Genomic DNA, 16,772 nt, shown 5'->3' on the forward strand with positions numbered 1-16,772 from the left:
GTGATTTTTCGACAAGAGTACTTCAGTTCTCCCTGCCGGCAGGAACGAACGGCCCGGATCGAAGAAGGGCAACACGGCTGCATGACCCGCGTGCCCTTCTCTTCCTTCGCCTCCCGCTGCTCCGGTCCCCACGCCCGTCGCCGGCAAGCACTACAGCGCGGACAGCGAATGGGAATTTACGGGACAGCCGCCGTCACCACGATTTCGACCTTCCAGTCGGCATGGGCCAGCTTGGCCTCGACCGTGGCACGGGCCGGAGTGGCCCCTTCCACCACCCATTCGTCCCATGCCTTGTTCATGCCGTCGAAGTCAGCCATGTCGGCCAGGAAGATCTCCGCACGCAGCACGTGCTGGCGGTCACTGGCGACCAGGGCCAGCAGCTTGTCGATCTCGGCCAGCACCTGCCGGGTCTGCCCGGTGATGTCCTGGCTGGTGTCTTCCGGAATCTGGCCGGAAAGGTAAGCGACCTTGTTGTACACGGTCATTTCGGACATGCGCGGTCCGACGTCGTAACGCTCCATCATGGGCGTGGCTCCTGCGGGTGATCAGGCCTGCATTGTCCTCCAAACCGGCCAACGGTGGGTGCATGGGCGCCTTCCACGGCGGTCACCACCGGGCTGCGACAGTTCCGCTGGTCAAATACCGGCGACAGGCGCACGATGCGCCACGCCCGCATTGACACCCCTCTCGCCCTCCCTGCCGCACGCTTGCGCCGATGACCGAAATATCCGATCCCGCCACCGCTCCCTCCACCCCGGCATGGAAGCGGGTCCTCACCATCGTCGTCCCGTTGCTGATCCTTGCCCTGGCGCTGCACGGCCTGGCCAACGAGTTCGATGAGAACGGCTACCGCGCCATCCGCCACGCCTTCCGCCAACTCAGCGGCACGCAGATCGCGCTGACCATGGTACTGGGCCTGGCCAGCTACGCCTGCCTGATCGGCTTCGATGCGATCGGCCTGCGTCGCAGTGGCATCCGTGTGCATCCGGCGCGCGTCGGCATCACCGCGTTTCTCGCGCACACGCTCGGCCAGACCGTGGGCTTTGCCGCCTTGACCGGTGGCGCGGTGCGCCTGCGCGGTTACCGCGGTGCCGGCCTGGACCTTGCACAGATCGGCCAGGTGGTGCTGATGAGCACGCTCGGTTTCGTGTTCGGTGCCTGGCTGCTGATCAGCGTAGCGCTGTGCATGGAACCGGCGGCAGCGGCACTGGCGCTGCCGCTGGACCCCGACGCCGTGCGCATCGTCGGCGTCGTTGCGCTGCTCGCCTACGCGGCCACCCTGCTGCTGGTCGGTCGCAACGGGCGCCACTTCAGCGTGTTCGGCCATGCGCTGTGGCTGCCCGACCGGCGCACCATGATCGGCGTCACCGTGCTCAGCGTGGTCGAGCTGGTGCTGGCCAGTGCCGCGTTCTACGTGCTGCTGCCCGATTCCACGCCCACCGGCCTGCCCGGTTTCGTCGGCCTGTACCTGGTTGCGGTGCTGGCCGGCCTGGTCTCCACGGTTCCCGCGGGGCTGGGTGTGTTCGAGTGGAGCCTGCTGAAACTGTTGCCCCAGGTGGCGCCAGCGGCGGTGCTGGCGGCCGCACTGATCTATCGGGTCACCTACTACGTGCTGCCACTGCTGCTGGCCACGCTGCTTGCGCTTGCACCGGCCCTGCGCCAGCCGCTGCGGGCCGGCGCTGGCGCGACGCGTGCCGGCTGGAACGCGCTGCGCCCGTGGTTGCCGCAGATCATCGCGTTGGCAGTGTTCAGTATCGGCGCCGCATTGGTCATCGACGGCACGTTGCCGACGCCACGCCGCCATCTGCTCAATGCCTCGCTACCCGTGCTTGAAACATCGCATCTGGTCGGAAGCCTCAGCGGCGTCGCGCTGCTGCTGATCGGCCAGGGCCTGGCGCGGCGCAGCCATGCCGCGTGGATGCTGGCAATGGCGGTGTGCGTGATCACGCCGCTGCCGCTGTGGCTGCGCGGTGGCCAACCGCTGATTGCGGTTTCCGCACTGCTGGTGGCGATGGCATTGTGGGCTGCGCGCCGCGAGTTCTACCGCCAGGGCGCGCTGCTGGACGAAGCCTGGTCGTGGCCGTGGCTGCGCAACCTGGGCCTGGTGCTGGTGGCGGTTACCTGGCTGCTGTTCTTCACCTACAGCCATGTCGAGTACCAGAACGAGCTGTGGTGGCAGTTCGCCCTGTCCGGCAATGCGCCGCGCGCGCTGCGGGCCCTGCTGTTGGTGGCCATCGCGCTGGTGATGTTCGGCCTGGCCCGGCTGCTGCACAGCACGCGCACCCCGCTCCCGCCCGCCGACGAGGCGACCCTGCGGTCGCTGGCCCCGGTACTGGCCAGCGCCACCGATACCCAGGCCTGCCTGGTGCTGACCGCCGACAAAGCGGTACTGCGCGATGATGCCAGGCAGGGCTTCGTGATGATGCAGCGCTATGGCGGCTCGCTGATTGCGATGGGCGATCCGGTCGGCCCACCAGAGGTTGCGCGCGCATTGATCTGGCGCTTCCGCGAGGAAGCCGACCGCCTCGGCCTGCGCCCGGTGTTCTATCAGGTTGGCGAAGCCTACTGGCAGACCTATCTCGACCTCGGCCTGGGCCTGGTCAAGCTGGGCGAGGAAGCGATCGTGTCGTTGCACGACTTCGGCCTGGAGGGCCGCGAACGTGCCGATCTGCGCCAGGCATGGAACCGCGGCAAGCGCAGCGGCCTGTCGTTCCGGGTGGCACCGGTGGAGGAAATACCCGGCCTGCTGCCGCGCCTGCACGCGATTTCCAATGCATGGCTGGAAGACAAGGCCGGCGACGAGAAGGGCTTTTCGCTGGGCAGCTTCGACCCGGATTACCTGGTGCGCTTCCCCGTGGCGCTGGTAGAGGCCGAAGGCCAGATCGTGGCCTTCGCCAACCTGTGGCAGGCCCCGGCCGGCGCCGAGCTGTCGGTGGATCTGATGCGCCACGTCAACGAGGCACCGAAGGGCACCATGGACTTCCTGTTCATCGAGCTGTTCCTGTGGGGCCGCGCCCAAGGCTATGCGCGCTTCTCACTGGGCATGGCGCCGCTGTCCGGCCTGGCCCAGCATCGGCTGGCCGGCCGCTGGAACCGGCTCGCCGGCCTGCTGGCACGGCATGGCGAACGCTTCTACGGGTTCAGTGGCCTGCGCCGCTTCAAATCGAAATTCGCGCCCCAGTGGCGCCCGCGCTATCTCGCGGCCCCAGGTGGCATGCACCTGCCGGCGGCACTGCTGGATGCGACGCGCCTGATCTCGCTGGATCCGCGACGCAATTGACGCCCCGTACCGCCGGGCATGCCCGGCACCACCTGCCGCCCGGTAGGTGTCGACCTTGGTCGACACGCCAGCGCCGACCAAAGTCGGCGTCTACCAACACGCTGGCGGGCGTGCCCGGCGTTACCGCGGCTCGTTCTGGTGGGTGCGAACCGTTGGTTCGCACGCACTCCGGGTTACGCCCCACCCTTGAGGATCACTTCGGCCAGGCGATCATAGTCGCCACCGAAATGATGATCGCCTGGCAGCTCCACCTTCTTCACGCCGTCATTGGCCGGCAGGTCCGGGCACAGAGCGTCCTCATCCTTGTCGCCGTACACACACAGCGTTTTTCCCGCCGGCAGCCTGGCCACTTCCGGCGCGATCGGCAGGCCATCGCCGCCGCCGCCCAGCCAGTTGCTGACATGGAACTCGAAGTCGGCCTTCCTGCCCACCGACAGGAGCACGATGCGCTCCAGCGCGTCGCGGGTACCGGCGTCGAGCTGGTTGATCGTGGCCGGCAGCACGTCAGCCCCCTGCGAGAAGCCGATCAGCATCACCTTGTCGCGGTGCCACTGCTGGCGATAGTGGTCGATGATCTTCTGCAGGTCACCAGCAAAGCCTTTCGGCGTGCGTTCGCTCCAGAAGTAGCGCAGCGAATCGATGCCGACCACGGCCACGCCGTGCTCGTTGAGCGACGACGCCACGTCCTTGTCCAAGCCGGCCCAGCCACCGTCGCCGGATACGAACACGGCCAACGTGTCACCGTTGCCGGTCGCCGGTACTTCCACCACAGGCAACCCCTTCAGCGCGGCCGGTGGCGGCGCCAGGCTGACACCGGCCTGCGCCCCCATCACCCGCGCCGCCGCCACCAGGCCCGGTGACGCGTCGCCGCGCGCGGTGCGCTTGAACTCGCGTGCCATCGCCACCTGCTGCACGAACCGGCTGGCCTCACCCGCCTTGCAGCCGTGGTCGCCGGCCGCACTCAACCATGGGAAGTTGAGTTCGGCAGGCTGGAGTTTGTTGTGCTTCACACCATCGCCGCAGACCATGCGCTCGTGGTTGTGGTCCGGGCAGAAGCCGGTGGTCAACAGGCCGGCGAACACCTGGGTGTCAGCCTGCGCGGCCACCGAGTAAGCCAGTTCGGCCCCTTCACCGTCGCCTCCAACCAGCGGCAGGTGGTAGCCGGGCAGATGCAGGGCCGCCTGCAGCCAGCGCGAGAAATTCTCGACGTCGCCGGAACCGAACGAACAGGTCGGGTCACCCTCACGCTTGAGCACCCCGCGCAGGTGCGCGATGTCCACCGCCGCGACCATCGCGCCATCGGCACGCAGGGCCTCGATCGGCAAGCGGCTGGTATCGCCGCCGGCGCTGGGTTCGTGGAACCAGATCACCACCCGCTGCGGCGTTCCCGACGGCATATGCACCGGAATCTGTTCGAACCGCCCGTGGCTGAACTGCTGCACGGTCGCTGCCGCCGCTGCCGGCAGCGCGGCCAGCGCCAGCACCACACCCATTGCCCTGCCCAGCCCTGCTCGCTTCATGTCGCGTCCCCAATGGAATGCGCACACGATACGCCGCCCTCGCGTGCACGGCACGTACCGCTGCAGGCCGTTGGGCTTTCAGCAGGCCGCGGCGCGACGACTTCGCCGATACAGCGCCAGCGCCAGATACAGCAGCCAACCCACGATCACCGCGATCACCACCTTCTGGCCCAGCCCGCGCGGTGGCCCGCCACGCCACAGCACATGCAGCCACAGCAGCACGAAGGCCAGCCAGGCCCAGCCCCAGAGCAGGCCCGCGGCGGACTGCCAGCCCGGTTCGCGGCGCAGGTACCACGCCTGCAGCAGCATGCCGACGCTGGCACACAGGAACGCGGTATTGGCTGCCAGCCCATGGATGAACGGCGCCAACAGCGGCGTCGCCTCCGGCAGCCAGCTGTCACCGATGGCGACCGTAGCCAGGCCCAGCGCCGACACGGTGAACAACAGCGGTGCGGCCGCGCTGCGGCGCGGCCCGATGCTGCCGCGATACAGCGCCAGGCCGAGCACGGCGATGGACAGCGCCAGCAGGCAGTATGCGCTGCGCAGTGCCAATCCCCATGGGCCATGCAGGTACAGGCTCAAGGTGGCCCGCACCCAGTCCAGGTCGGTGCGCGCGAACTGGGTCCACAGTGCGGTGGCCACGAACAGCAACAAGGCCACCAGTGCCAGCAACGCCGCCGGGCGGGCACGGCTCATGGCGTCGCCTCCGGGTGCCGCTGCTTCCACTCCTCCAGCGCCTTGCGATAGCGCTGCAGCTCCTCGGCATAGAGATCGAGCACGCACAGCGGGCAACCACTGCCACAGCACTCGTTGGGGCCGGGCGCTTCCGGTGGTAACGGACGGGGATCGGGATCGGGAACAGGCACGGTTGGAGCAACGATCAGTGGATATGGGCCCCAGTGTACCGGGCTGGCTCAGGGACCCAGCTGACGGCGCAGGTTTTCGCGGGCGGCCGCATCCAGGCGCTGGTGGAAGAACTCGCTGAGAAAGATCCGGGGCGCACGCAGCAGGCCCTGCAGGAAACGGCGGCGCCCGGCGCGATACAGGAATCCCGGCACCACGCCCTTGTACTCTTCGGCCACGCCGCGGTCGTACGCGGTGAACTCTGGTTCCGGTGCCGCCAGGATCGCCATGTCGCAATCCAGGAACAGGGCCGCCTCGGCATCCACATCGTCCGGACCGAGCTCGCCATGGCGGGCCGTCAGCAGGATCAGCTGCTCGACCCGGGCGGCATCGACCATGGCCAGTTCCGGTGCCTGGCTGATCACCTGCATCGCGAGCTGCGCCGAACGCGCTTCGTTGTCCTTGCGCCCGGCCTGGTAGATCGCGTCGTGGTAAAGCACGGCCAGGTAGACCTCGGCCGGCTGCTGCCATCCCGGACCGTCGGCCACGTCCTGGCAGTGCTGCAGCACTGCACGCACATGGCCGAAATGGTGATAGGCCCGTGGCGGCGTTGCATAGCTGTCCTGCAATGCCTGCCACTGCGCCGGAGCAAGCGTCAACGGTTGGAAGTCCATGGCCGGATCATCCTGCCTGGATCGGCGCCAGGCAAGCTGGCACATTTTTCATCACGCACTCACGAGGCCCGCCACGCGAGGCCTGGACACGGTTGTCCACAGGTTTGTCGAGCGCCGGTCCACACCGGTTGTGGATGAATGGGCCGATCGGCTGGAGGTGGATGCGGCGGCCGGTTGACGGGACTACACTCATCGCAGGCGGGAGCGCCCGCCACTGCCGGGAGCCGTCATGTACCGTCCTGCCGTCCATTGCCTGGCCCTGTTGCTGCTTGCCGTCTGCGCCCCCGCACTGGCCGTGGATGACGCTCGTCCGCCCGCTCCTGCGGGCGTGGTCACCGCGCCCACCATCCTCGTCTCCGCATCACGCGTGCCGACGCCGGAAGAAGTGTTCGCTATTCCAGCGGACATGCATGCGATGCTGCAGAAGCAGGTGATCCAGCGCAGCTACTCCCGCGAGCAGCGCCTGCAGGCACTGGTGGAGATGTTGTTCGACCAGCATGGGCTGGACCTGCAGTACGACGCCGACGCGACCTACACCGTCAGCGAAATATGGCAGCACCGCCGCGCCAACTGCCTGGCCTTTACCCTGCTGTTCGTCACGCTTGCGCGCGAGGCCGGCATCCAGGCCCGCGTGCAGGAGGTCGGCCGCGTGGTGTCGTGGTACCAGGACCAGCAGGCCGGCGTGGTCTACAACGTCGGGCACGTCAATGCCGGCGTCGACATCGGAGGTCGTTTCGGTACGGTCGACCTGGATCGCAACGTGCTCTACGACCGTCGTGGCCCGGTTCCCGTCAGCCGCGCACGGGCACTGGCGCACTTCTACAACAACCGTGGCGCCGACCAGCTCGCCCAGGGCGACCTGGCCGGCGCGCGCGCCTTCCTCGATGCTTCGCTGGCACAGGACAGTACCTTCGCTCCGGCCTGGAACAACCTTGGCGTACTTGCGCATCGCCAAGGCGACAACATCGAGGCAAGGCTGGCGCTGGACAGGTCGCTGCAACTGGACGGACGCCAGAATGCAGCGTTGTCCAATGCGTCGGCATTGTTCCGCAGCCTGGGCATGACGGCGCAGGCACAAGCGCTGGAGCGCAGGCTGGAATCACTGAAGAGCGAAGATCCCTTCGCGCAGTACATGCTCGGCACCACGGCCGAACGCGCAGGGCAGCTGGACGTGGCGATCCGCCACTACCGGCGCGCGGTCCGCCTCTACGACACCGCGCATCAGTTCCATTTCGGGCTGGCCCGCGCCTACTTCCTCGCCGGCCAGCTCAAGCGCGCCGATCATGAACTGCTGCGCGCGCAGGAACTTGGCGGGGCTCCCGAACAGGCGCGCTACCAGGCCAAGCTGGACAGCCTGGCCCGCTGGCGCGCGCAGCAGCAGGCCCGGCGTTGACGCCGATCAGGCCTTCTTGAGGAAGCAGGTCTTCAGGACCAGGCCCTTGATCTTGTCCGAGTTGCCTTCGATGTGCTCGGCATCGTCCTCGACCAGGCGGATGTTCCGGATCACGGTGCCCTGCTTGAGCGGAATCGAGGAGCCTTTCACTTTCAGGTCCTTGATCACGGTGACGGTGTCACCGGCCTGCAGGGTATTGCCGTTGCTGTCACGCACGACCAGGGCCGGGCCGGAGGCTTCTTCGGCGGTCCACTCGAAGCCACAATCGGCGCAGATCCACAGCGCGCCATCGGCATAGGTGTTTTCCAGGGTGCACTGCGGGCAAGCGGGGGCGGACGACATTGGCAAGTACCTCAAAGTGGATCAACAGCCACCATTGTAACCGCCCGGCCCACGCACCCATGCGGCCGCATGCCATCCGGTGCTGCCCAGGCCTGGCGCGGGGTTGGGGCAGCGGAACTTGCAGTCCACAGCGAACTGCAGCAGAGTGCGCGGCCCCTGATCGTCCCGGAACTCTCCATGCGCCTCGGCATCGACTTCGGAACCAGCAACTCCGCCGCTGCCATCGTCCGCGACGGGCGGCTGCTCCCGATCCGCTTCGGCAACGCCGAGCAGTTCCGCACCAGCGTGTACTTCCCCGGCGTGGTACCCGACCCGGACGATTTCCAGCTCGATGAGGGCCAGGAACACCAGTTGCAGCAGATGATCGACAGCGCCGCGCGTGCAGCGCGGGCCGCCGGCCACGAACGCCCGGCGCAGGCCCTGCGCCGCGAGGCCCTGCGTGCCCTGCGCCGCGAGTGGATGGAAGCGCGTGCGGGCGAGGCCCGTAGCGCCAGCGACCTGCTGCAGAACGCGATCTATGGCGACGACGCGCTGGAAGCCTACTTCGAGGAACACGAGGGCAACCTGGTGCAGAGCCCGAAGTCGATGCTCGGCTACAACCTGCACCCACGCGCGAAGCAGACCATCACCGGCATCGCCGCCCACATCCTCGAACACATCCGGCTGACCGCCAGCGCACAGCTCGGCCAGCCGCTGCGCACTGCCCTGCTGGGCCGCCCGGTGCAGTTCCGCAGTTCGATCGGCGAGGCCGGCAACGCCCAGGCGCTGGACATCCTGCGTGAAGCCGCCGCCCAGGCCGGATTCGACCAGATCGATTTCCTCGAGGAACCGGCTGCGGCGGCCATGCACTACCACGCTGAAAGCCACGACCGGCACGAGGCGGTGATCGTCGACATCGGCGGCGGTACCACCGACATCGCCCACGCCGAGGTGGGTGGCGATGCGGCGCCGCGCATCCACCGCGCCTGGGGCATCGCTCGCGGTGGTACCGATATCGACCTGGCGTTGAGCCTGTCCAGCTACATGCCGCTGTTCGGGCGGGGCGTCACCCGCGTGCCGGCCCACCACTACGTGGAAGCGGCCACCGTGCAGGACATGACCCGCCAGCGCGATTTCCGCCAGCACAGGTATGACCAGGTTGATGCCCCGTGGGGCGCGCGCCTGCAGGCCCTTCAGGATGCCGGCAATACCGCGCGCCTGTATCGCGACGTCGAGCGCGCCAAGATCGCCCTGAGCGCTGCCAGCGAGCACCGCAGCACGCTGGACTACATCGCCCGCGACCTGCATGCCGACAGCACTGCCGAAGGCCTGGCCGCCGCCGCCCATGGCTACCTGGAGCAGATCCGGGAACTGCTGGCCCAGGTCCGCGGTGACATCGGGGGCGACCCGGACGCGGTGTTCCTGACCGGCGGCATGTCCCGCGCCGGTTACCTGCGCCAAGCGGTGGCCGCAGCCTTCCCGGGGGCGCGCGTGGTTCATGGCGAACCCTCGCTGGGCGTGGTCCAGGGCTTGGCGCTGGCGGCGGCCAGCCAGGATTAACAAAACGTTACGCGCTCTAAGTTACTCTTGGTCGGCTAGACCCCCGCTGCACCTTCCATCGGCCGCGCCGGTGTGTGTCCACCGTGCAGCCCGGCCCGCCCTGCGGGCCTAGCGGCCATGCCTTCCTGGCTCGTTCATGGTCCGCGCACCACCCGAGCCGCCATCGAGACCCGCTTTGGGCACCCGCCAGGCCCCTGAGGCCTTACAACCTGACGCAGCACCTGCACCCATCGACTGCCGCCGTTGTGACGCGGTCTGTTGCCGTTTGCCCGTGCTGCTGCAGCCCGGCGACCAAGTGCCCGGCCAGTTCCTGTCGCGTGACGCCCACGGCCGTGCGGTGATGGCACGCAACGAGGAGGGCTGGTGCGCGGCGATCGATCCCTATCACCTGCGCTGCACGATCTATCCGCAGCGTCCGGCGATCTGCCGCCAGTTTTCGATGGGCGGCGACGACTGCCGCCGCGAGCGGCAGGACTACCTGCGCCAGGCCGACGCCTGTGCGCTTTCCTCCCCTTCCACCTGACAGGAGCAACCATGCCCCGCAAGGCAAAGACCCCCGCGAAGGCCAGCAACAGCATCCGCAGCGAACGCAAGGGCGCGGCCGCCAGCACCGTGGTCAGCAGCGATTCGATCGCTTCGGACCTGGCAGCGTTCCGCAAGGCCGGTGGCAAGATCGAAGTCCTCGGTACCACCTGGGCGCTGAAGAAAGCCGGCTGACCCACCTCCGACCGCGGCGGCGCTGCCGCCGCGGCCTGCCGGACCGTGTCCAGCGGTCCAGGCATACCTGCACCTTGCCCGATTGCGAGTGGATGCGGATGCGGATGCCTCCCTCTCCGCCGCCCGGCCCCGCATGAGGTGCCTGCGTGGGCGCTAGCGCGATCGCTTCGCCTGTCCGCCGCCACGGTTGATCGAACCGCTGGAACGGCCTGGACTGCGCGGGTCGAATCCCTTGTCCGCGGCGGGTAACATCGGGAACCGTTTCTGCCTCCGTAGTCGTCCCATGATGTTGTCGTTGAAGGATCACCTGCCTCCCTGGACCCACCCATGGCTGCATGACGTGGGTATTGCCGCGAAGATCCTGCTGACCCTGCTGGCTGCATGGCTGCTGCGGGTGCTGGCACGACGTTTGATCCGCCGCTTCGCCGAGCACTACACGCTGCCGCCTGAAATGGCGATGGGCGCACGCCGGATCACCAGCTTCCTGGTGTACTTCAGTGCTCTGCTGTACATCCTCAGCCTGCTCGGCGCATCGCCGTCGGTGCTGTGGACCGCCTTTACCGGCTTTGCCGCCGTAGGTGCGGTGGCATTCTTTGCCGCCTGGAGCGTGCTCTCCAACATCTTCTGCACGCTGCTGATCTTCACCACGCGCCCGTTCCGCCTGCACGATTACATCGAAGTGCTGGAGAACGGCGAGAAGCCGGGCCTGAAGGGCCGGGTGATCGACGTGAACCTGATCTACACCACGCTGCAGGAGACCGGCGACGGCCACGAAGGCACGGTGCTGCAGCTGCCGAACAACCTGTTCTTCCAGCGCACCGTGCGCCGCTGGCGCGACCCGGCACAGGCCCCCGGCGGCATCCAGGGCGACGGTTGAGGGTGGAGTTTTCGGCAGGGCTGCGCCCTGCACCTGCAGAGGCCGAAGCCGAAGCAAGATCAAGAGCGGCATTCCGTGGGATGGCGGGGCGGTGTGGGTGGTCAGGACACGCCGTAAACCCATCCATGGGGGCTCGATGGCGCCATCCATGGCGCCAACGGTCCTGCCCACCCACACCGCCCCACCTCTGACAGATTCCGCGCGCTGTTGGTGGGTGCCGACCGTTGGTCGGCACATCTGTCAGATATCGATAGTCAAAATTGGATCCGATCCCGTGCCGACCAACGGTCGGCACCCACCATCAGCAGCAGGTTCCAACAGATCGCGGAAATCTGTCGAAGGCGGGGTGGGTCCGGTTGAGGGGGCCAGATCACCACCCCGCCAACCCACGGAAAGCCAGCCTTTGATGTTGACGTTGCTTCTGCAGGTGCAGGGCGCAGCCCTGCCGAATACCGCCTTACCTCAACTGGCTGTCCTTGCTGCCGCGCCGGTTGTAGCCGCTGTGCGCCTGCTCTTCTTCGTCGTGCGCCTGCTGGCACGCCACGCACAGGCGAACCCCCGGCACAGCCTGACGCCGCGCCATCGGAATCGGCGCGTCGCACTCCTCACAATGTTCCAGACCCGGGCCCTGGCGCAGCTGGCGCCGCGCGCGGGCGATCGCATCATCGACGGTGGCGTCAATTTGGTCCTGGACAGCGCCGTCTCCCGCCCAACCGGTGGCCATGGCCATTCTCCGCAGGTGTGTCGCCAGATATGGGGACGATACACCCCGGCCAAAAGGAATGCCTTCCTGCAGAGCCGAGCCATGCTCGGCTGAGCTTCAGCAATCCGGGCGGAACGTGGAGGGCCTAATTCGGGTCAATCGCGACTTAATCCCCTCCGTCCCCTTTTTGGTTACCAGATCAGGTCGTCCGGTACCTGGAACTGCGCGTAATAGGCGTCGTCCTCGGCGTTGCCGGTGGAGATCTCGGCGGTCGAGCCCGGCTGGCCGTGGTCGACGATGATTGCTTCCGGGGTGCGTTCACGCACCTTCTCGGCGGCGGCGCGTGGCAGCAGGGCGTAGCCGTCGCCATGGGCCACGATGACCAGCACCCCCACCGACAGCGCCTTGCGCAGCTTGGGATCGATCAGCAGGGTCCGGATCGCCGCACCATCACTGAAGCGATACTCGTCATCGCCTTTGTGGGGCACCGCGTGGGCCGCGATGATCTGCCTGGCCTGGGCCTTCTGTTCCGCCTGCCTGGCCTGGGCGTTGCGCTCGGCGGCCAGCGCGCGGTCGCGCTCCACCTTTTCGGCGCGGGCGCGTTCAGCCTCGCGCTGGATCTCGGCCGAGGTCGATTCGGCCTTGCCCTGGCGGGCCTTGGCCTGCTCGCGCGCGGCGGCACTGGCCTGCGATTTGCGGGCCAGGCCGGCCTTGAGCAATTGTTCCTGCAGCGCGTTGGGCTTTGCCATGGTCGGTGCGTACCGCGTGTAATCTTGGATGTCCCCCATTCTACCGACGCCCCGCCGCCCCTGCATGGCAGTCCTGAAGTACCTCGCCGGCTATCCCGAACCCTTGGTCGCCCAGGTCAGCGAACTGCTGGCGCAGGGCAAGCTCGGCCCTTGGCTGCGGCAGCGCTATCCCGAGCCGCACGAGGTGCGCAGCGACCGCCAGTTGTACGACTACACGCAGGAGCTGAAGGACCGCTATCTGCGCAAGTCGGTGCCGCTGAACAAGGTCTGCTACGACAACACGCTGGAAGTAATCAAGCACGCGCTGGGCACCCACACGGCCATTTCCCGCGTGCACGGCAGCCGCCTCAAGGCGAGCCGCGAGATCCGCATCGCTACAGTGTTCCGCCAGGCGCCGGCGGCGTTCCTGCGCATGATCGTGGTGCATGAACTGGCGCACCTGAAGGAGGCCGACCACAACAAGGCGTTCTATCAGCTGTGCCAGCACATGGAACCTGATTACCTGCAACTGGAGTTCGATACCCGCCTGTACCTGACCGACCTGGCCAACCGCAGCCAGCGCTGAGCGGCCGCAGCAGCTACACTGCGCGGCCCTGCCCGACCCGCCTGACATGGAACCGATCCGCCTCGACAAACGCCTCTCCGCCCTGCTCGGCATCCCGCGCGGTGAAGCGCGGCGCTACATCGAAGGGGGCTGGGTCACGGTCAATGGCGAGGTGGTGGAACAGCCGCAGCGCCCGGTCGACGGCAGCGCGGTGATCGTGGTGGCCGAGCAGGCCCGCGATGACAAGGCCGAACGGGTCAGCATGCTGCTGCACAAGCCGGCCGGCGTCGCCGCTGAAGCCCTGTGTGCGCTGGTCAGCAGCGACAGTCGCAGCGAACTCGACGCCAGCGGCCTCCGTCCGCTCCAGCGTCATTTCCACGGCCTGCAGCTGGCCGCTGCGCTTCCGGCCAGCGACAGCGGCCTGGTGGTAGTCAGCCAGGACCCGGCCACCCTGGCCCACCTGCAGCGGAACCTGGGCCGCACGGAGCAGGAATACCTGATCGAGGTGGCCGACGGCGGTCCTGAGCGCGGTCCGTGGCTGCTGGCACGGTTGCAGCAGGAATCCGGCGGCGCGAAGGTCAGCTGGCAGAACGAGCAGCGTCTGCGCTTCGCCGGCAAGGGACTCACTGCCAAGGGCCTGCGCGTGACGGTGACCGCTGCGGGCCTGCAGGTGATGGCCGTGCGTCGCCTGCGCGTGGGTCGCGTGGCACTGGGCCCGTTGCCGCCCGGCCAGTGGCGTTACCTGGGCGGCGACGAGCGGTTCTGAAGGTGTGAGTATCCATCCACGCAAGGGATGGATCCACTAGCATGGCCGGCATGAGCCCGCCCAAGCCCCTGTGGCGACGCCTGCTTCGCGTCGCTGCGATTCTCCTCGCCGTGCTGGTGCTGCTGGTCCTGTCGGGCCTGCTGCTGGCCGACCACCTCACGCCGCAGGCGCATGGAGAGCCTTCGCATGTGCTGCCACTACAGCCTGCACAGACCCGCATCGACCAGCAGATGGGCCCCCTGCAGGAGGCCCATCCCGGGCAATCCGGGGTCGCCTTCCTGAGCGATGGGCTGGATGCATTCGCTGCGCGCGCGGTGGTCACCGCGCAGGCCGGGCGCAGCCTGGACCTGCAGTACTACATCTGGCACGACGACCTGATCGGCCACCTGATGGCCAAGGCGCTGCATGAGGCTGCCGAACGCGGTGTGCGCGTGCGCATCCTGCTCGACGACATGAATGCCAAGGACAAGGACGCGCTGATACTCGCGCTGGACCGGCATCCCAACATCGAGATCCGCCTGTACAACCCGTTCCGCAACCGAACCGGCCTCCTGCGCATGGTGGAGATGGTGCAGCGCTTTTTCAGCGTGAACCATCGCATGCACAACAAGAGCTGGATTGCGGACGGACGCGTCGCGATCGTTGGCGGCCGCAACATCGGCGAGGAGTATTTCAGCGCGCGCACCGACGTGAACTTCCAGGACCTGGACCTGGTGGTCGCCGGCCCTGCCGTGGAGCAGGCCAACCGGATCTTCGATGACTACTGGAACAGCGAGGCGGCCATTCCGGTGTCGGCACTGGCGTTCCATACCGACGCGCAGCTGCGCCTGCTGGTCCGCGAATCGCAGCATGAGGCACAGCGTGAAGCCGCCCAGCCCTACCTTGCGCGCGTGGCAGAATCGCGCCACCGGCAGCGGCCCAGCCCCGGGCCGCTGCATTGGAGCCGCAATGTGCACGTTGTCTCCGACCCGCCGATGAAGCATCGCGACGACGACCGCGGCAACTGGCTGGTCACCAGGCTGGTCACTGAACTGCAGGGTGCACGCCAGAAGGCCCTGTTGATCTCGCCCTATTTCGTCCCGGGCAACGAGGGGCTGGAAGGGTTGTCGGCGATGGCATCGCGTGGCGTCCAGGTCGGTGTCGTGACCAATTCGCTGGCGGCCAATGACGTGGCCGCGGTACACGGCGGCTACATGGGCTACCGCGTGCCGCTGCTGAAGGCGGGCGTGCGACTTTACGAACTGAAGGCACAGGGCCAGGCGGGCGATGCGGGGCTGTTCGGCAGCAGCGGCGCCAGCCTCCACACCAAGGCGTTCCTGGTGGATGACCAGCGTGGTTTCGTCGGTTCCTTCAACCTCGACCCGCGCTCGGCCTATCTCAACACCGAAATGGGCGTCCTGTTCGACGATCCGGCGCTGGGGTCGGAACTCCGCGATGAATACCTGCGCCTGGCGGATCCGAAGCACAGCTGGTGGCTGGCACTGGATCGCCAGGAGCGGTTGCGCTGGCTGGAGCGCGAACCGCCGCCCCACTGGGTGGCGGCCGAGCCTGATGCGCCGCGAGGCAAGCGCTGGCTGTCGCGGATCATCAGCTGGTTGCCGGTGGAATCGCAGCTGTAGCGCTCAGGGCGCCGAACCGGTCCCGGCCCCGTCCGACCCGGATTCATCGCGTGTTTCCACGCTGCGGCCGTGCAGGCGCCGCCAGATGCCGCGCACGGCATGCGGCGGCGCCGAAGGCAATTGTTCCAGCAACGCGAGCATCCTGCCCTGGCTGGCGTGACCGTGCCGGCACAGCAGGCTGGCTGCGGCCGCCGCACTGGCCAGCCGCAGGCTGTCGGCCAGCGGTCCCTCCGCCTCCGGCGCCAGCGCCCGGTGCACCGGATCCGGCAGCTCCCAAGCCGCCGCCACCCGCTGCGCCAGGGGCAGCGACCACTGCTGCAGCAGCTGCAGGGCCAGCGCCGGGTCTGCGCTCTGCCCACGCGCCTGCGCTTCCTGCAGCAGCTGGCGCATCACCAGCGCCGCACCCAACCCCTGTACCAATCCCAGCCATTGCGCGGCGAAGGCATCACCGGAGGTGACCAGGCGCGCGTGATCGGCCGCAGCACGCGACGCCAGCAGCGCGTGCTCCCAGATGACCGCGCTGAACTGCGGAAATACCTCGCACTGCACCTGCATGACCGGCTGCACCAGCACCGCGCTGATGATCTGCCGCACGCCCTCGGTACCCACCAGGGTCACCGCCCGCTGCAGGCTCTCCACCGGGCGCTCCTGCACCTTGTAGGCCGGGCTGTTGGCAATGCGCAGCAGGTTGCCGGTCAGTACCGGGTCCTGCCCGATGATCGCCGCCATCACCCGCGACGAAGCGGCATCGTCGTTGACGGTCTGGATCAGCTGCGGCAACAACTGCGGGCGACGTGGAAGATGCCGCGCCGCCCAGTCACGTTCCTGCAATCCACGCGCCACCGCCTCGCCCAGTGCCGATCCCGCCGACGGGGCCGGTTCGCCGGCCAGCCGCGGGTAAAGGGCCAGCGCATGCAGGCCACGCTGCAGGTGCGCGGCGACCTCCGCGGCGGGCAATGCTTCACCCTGCAGGCTGGCTGCGGCGGCCGCCACCGCCTGCCGTGAGACCGCCGCCAGGCGGGAGGGGGCCGCCCCGGTCGAGCGCGCCAGCCAGCCACGCAGTGCTCGCCACCAGGCCAGCGTCATCGCCGCCCATCCCGTCGATGTGGTGCCCTCGCTGCCACTGACCACCCGCCTTTTCACGCCCATCCGGCCACCCGCCGTCGTCGCAGCATCGGCCGCACTTTCATCTTCTTTAACCGGAAG

18 protein-coding genes are annotated in these 16,772 nt (G+C 67.9%); 9 read left to right on the forward strand and 9 right to left on the reverse strand.

Going from position 1 to position 16,772, the window contains the following annotated elements:
* Positions 1-176: 176 nt before the first annotated feature.
* Positions 177-524, reverse strand: coding sequence for a RidA family protein (locus tag A9K58_RS15765; protein WP_019662128.1), 348 nt, complete (start codon positions 522-524; stop codon positions 177-179).
* A 191-nt stretch (positions 525-715) separates the two neighbouring features.
* Between A9K58_RS15765 and mprF the strand changes: the two genes are divergently transcribed.
* On the forward strand, positions 716-3,280 hold the full coding sequence (gene mprF, locus A9K58_RS15770; RefSeq protein ID WP_065200242.1) for a bifunctional lysylphosphatidylglycerol flippase/synthetase MprF: 2,565 nt from the start codon (positions 716-718) through the stop codon (positions 3,278-3,280).
* A gap of 173 nt (positions 3,281-3,453) precedes the next feature.
* On the opposite strand, the gene A9K58_RS15775 is transcribed toward mprF, so the two are convergent.
* The 4 genes from A9K58_RS15775 to A9K58_RS15785 all read right to left on the reverse strand — a co-directional run bounded on the left by A9K58_RS15775 (position 3,454) and on the right by A9K58_RS15785 (position 6,317).
* A complete protein-coding gene (locus A9K58_RS15775) occupies positions 3,454-4,800 on the reverse strand; it encodes a virulence factor family protein (protein ID WP_065200243.1) in 1,347 nt (448 codons plus the stop codon).
* A 78-nt stretch (positions 4,801-4,878) separates the two neighbouring features.
* Positions 4,879-5,496 carry a DUF998 domain-containing protein gene (locus A9K58_RS15780; RefSeq protein WP_065200244.1) on the reverse strand — a complete coding sequence of 206 codons (618 nt, stop codon included), beginning with the start codon at positions 5,494-5,496 and terminating at the stop codon, positions 4,879-4,881.
* Positions 5,493-5,666, reverse strand: a complete 174-nt coding sequence (locus A9K58_RS19225) for an oxidoreductase-like domain-containing protein (RefSeq protein ID WP_081284101.1) — start codon at positions 5,664-5,666, stop codon at positions 5,493-5,495. The genes A9K58_RS15780 and A9K58_RS19225 overlap by 4 nt, the downstream gene beginning before the upstream one ends.
* Before the next feature lie 48 nt (positions 5,667-5,714).
* Positions 5,715-6,317, reverse strand: coding sequence for an HD domain-containing protein (locus tag A9K58_RS15785; protein ID WP_065200245.1), 603 nt, complete (start codon positions 6,315-6,317; stop codon positions 5,715-5,717).
* A 229-nt stretch (positions 6,318-6,546) separates the two neighbouring features.
* Between A9K58_RS15785 and A9K58_RS15790 the strand changes: the two genes are divergently transcribed.
* Entirely contained in the window at positions 6,547-7,710 is a 1,164-nt protein-coding gene (locus A9K58_RS15790; protein ID WP_065200246.1) for a tetratricopeptide repeat protein, read from the forward strand.
* A 6-nt stretch (positions 7,711-7,716) separates the two neighbouring features.
* Here the strand turns inward: A9K58_RS15790 and A9K58_RS15795 are convergent, their stop codons facing one another.
* Positions 7,717-8,052, reverse strand: a complete 336-nt coding sequence (locus A9K58_RS15795) for a zinc ribbon domain-containing protein YjdM (protein WP_065200247.1) — start codon at positions 8,050-8,052, stop codon at positions 7,717-7,719.
* A 177-nt stretch (positions 8,053-8,229) separates the two neighbouring features.
* Between A9K58_RS15795 and A9K58_RS15800 the strand changes: the two genes are divergently transcribed.
* From A9K58_RS15800 to A9K58_RS15815, 4 genes are all read left to right on the forward strand, one after another.
* Positions 8,230-9,591, forward strand: a complete 1,362-nt coding sequence (locus tag A9K58_RS15800; protein WP_065200248.1) for an Hsp70 family protein — start codon at positions 8,230-8,232, stop codon at positions 9,589-9,591.
* Positions 9,592-9,820: 229 nt separating this feature from the next.
* Positions 9,821-10,114: a YkgJ family cysteine cluster protein gene (locus A9K58_RS15805; protein ID WP_081284106.1), complete on the forward strand. Its 294-nt coding sequence runs from the start codon at positions 9,821-9,823 to the stop codon at positions 10,112-10,114.
* An 11-nt stretch (positions 10,115-10,125) separates the two neighbouring features.
* Complete coding sequence (locus A9K58_RS15810) at positions 10,126-10,308, forward strand: hypothetical protein (protein ID WP_065200250.1); 183 nt, start codon at positions 10,126-10,128, stop codon at positions 10,306-10,308.
* Positions 10,309-10,591: 283 nt separating this feature from the next.
* Entirely contained in the window at positions 10,592-11,185 is a 594-nt protein-coding gene (locus tag A9K58_RS15815) for a mechanosensitive ion channel domain-containing protein (protein WP_081284103.1), read from the forward strand.
* A gap of 457 nt (positions 11,186-11,642) precedes the next feature.
* On the opposite strand, the gene A9K58_RS15820 is transcribed toward A9K58_RS15815, so the two are convergent.
* Complete coding sequence (locus tag A9K58_RS15820; RefSeq protein WP_065200275.1) at positions 11,643-11,909, reverse strand: DksA/TraR family C4-type zinc finger protein; 267 nt, start codon at positions 11,907-11,909, stop codon at positions 11,643-11,645.
* A gap of 170 nt (positions 11,910-12,079) precedes the next feature.
* A complete protein-coding gene (locus A9K58_RS15825) occupies positions 12,080-12,637 on the reverse strand; it encodes a DUF2058 domain-containing protein (protein ID WP_065200276.1) in 558 nt (185 codons plus the stop codon).
* Positions 12,638-12,701: 64 nt separating this feature from the next.
* On the opposite strand from A9K58_RS15825, the gene A9K58_RS15830 reads away from it, so the two are divergent.
* From A9K58_RS15830 to A9K58_RS15840, 3 genes are read left to right on the forward strand one after another with little or no spacing between them, the layout of a single operon-like run.
* The gene (locus tag A9K58_RS15830; RefSeq protein WP_065200251.1) at positions 12,702-13,202 is read left to right on the forward strand and encodes a M48 metallopeptidase family protein; all 501 of its coding nucleotides are present in this window, start codon (positions 12,702-12,704) and stop codon (positions 13,200-13,202) included.
* A gap of 46 nt (positions 13,203-13,248) precedes the next feature.
* Complete coding sequence (locus A9K58_RS15835; RefSeq protein WP_065200252.1) at positions 13,249-13,947, forward strand: RNA pseudouridine synthase; 699 nt, start codon at positions 13,249-13,251, stop codon at positions 13,945-13,947.
* Between the two features lie 50 nt (positions 13,948-13,997).
* On the forward strand, positions 13,998-15,566 hold the full coding sequence (locus A9K58_RS15840) for a phospholipase D-like domain-containing protein (protein ID WP_196769206.1): 1,569 nt from the start codon (positions 13,998-14,000) through the stop codon (positions 15,564-15,566).
* Between the two features lie 3 nt (positions 15,567-15,569).
* Here A9K58_RS15840 and A9K58_RS15845 read toward each other — a convergent pair whose 3' ends face one another.
* Positions 15,570-16,652: an HDOD domain-containing protein gene (locus tag A9K58_RS15845; RefSeq protein ID WP_065200254.1), complete on the reverse strand. Its 1,083-nt coding sequence runs from the start codon at positions 16,650-16,652 to the stop codon at positions 15,570-15,572.
* Positions 16,653-16,772 lie beyond the last annotated feature (120 nt).

Origin of the sequence: Stenotrophomonas maltophilia, from assembly GCF_001676385.1 — a bacterium.
Lineage (GTDB): Bacteria > Pseudomonadota > Gammaproteobacteria > Xanthomonadales > Xanthomonadaceae > Stenotrophomonas > Stenotrophomonas maltophilia_J.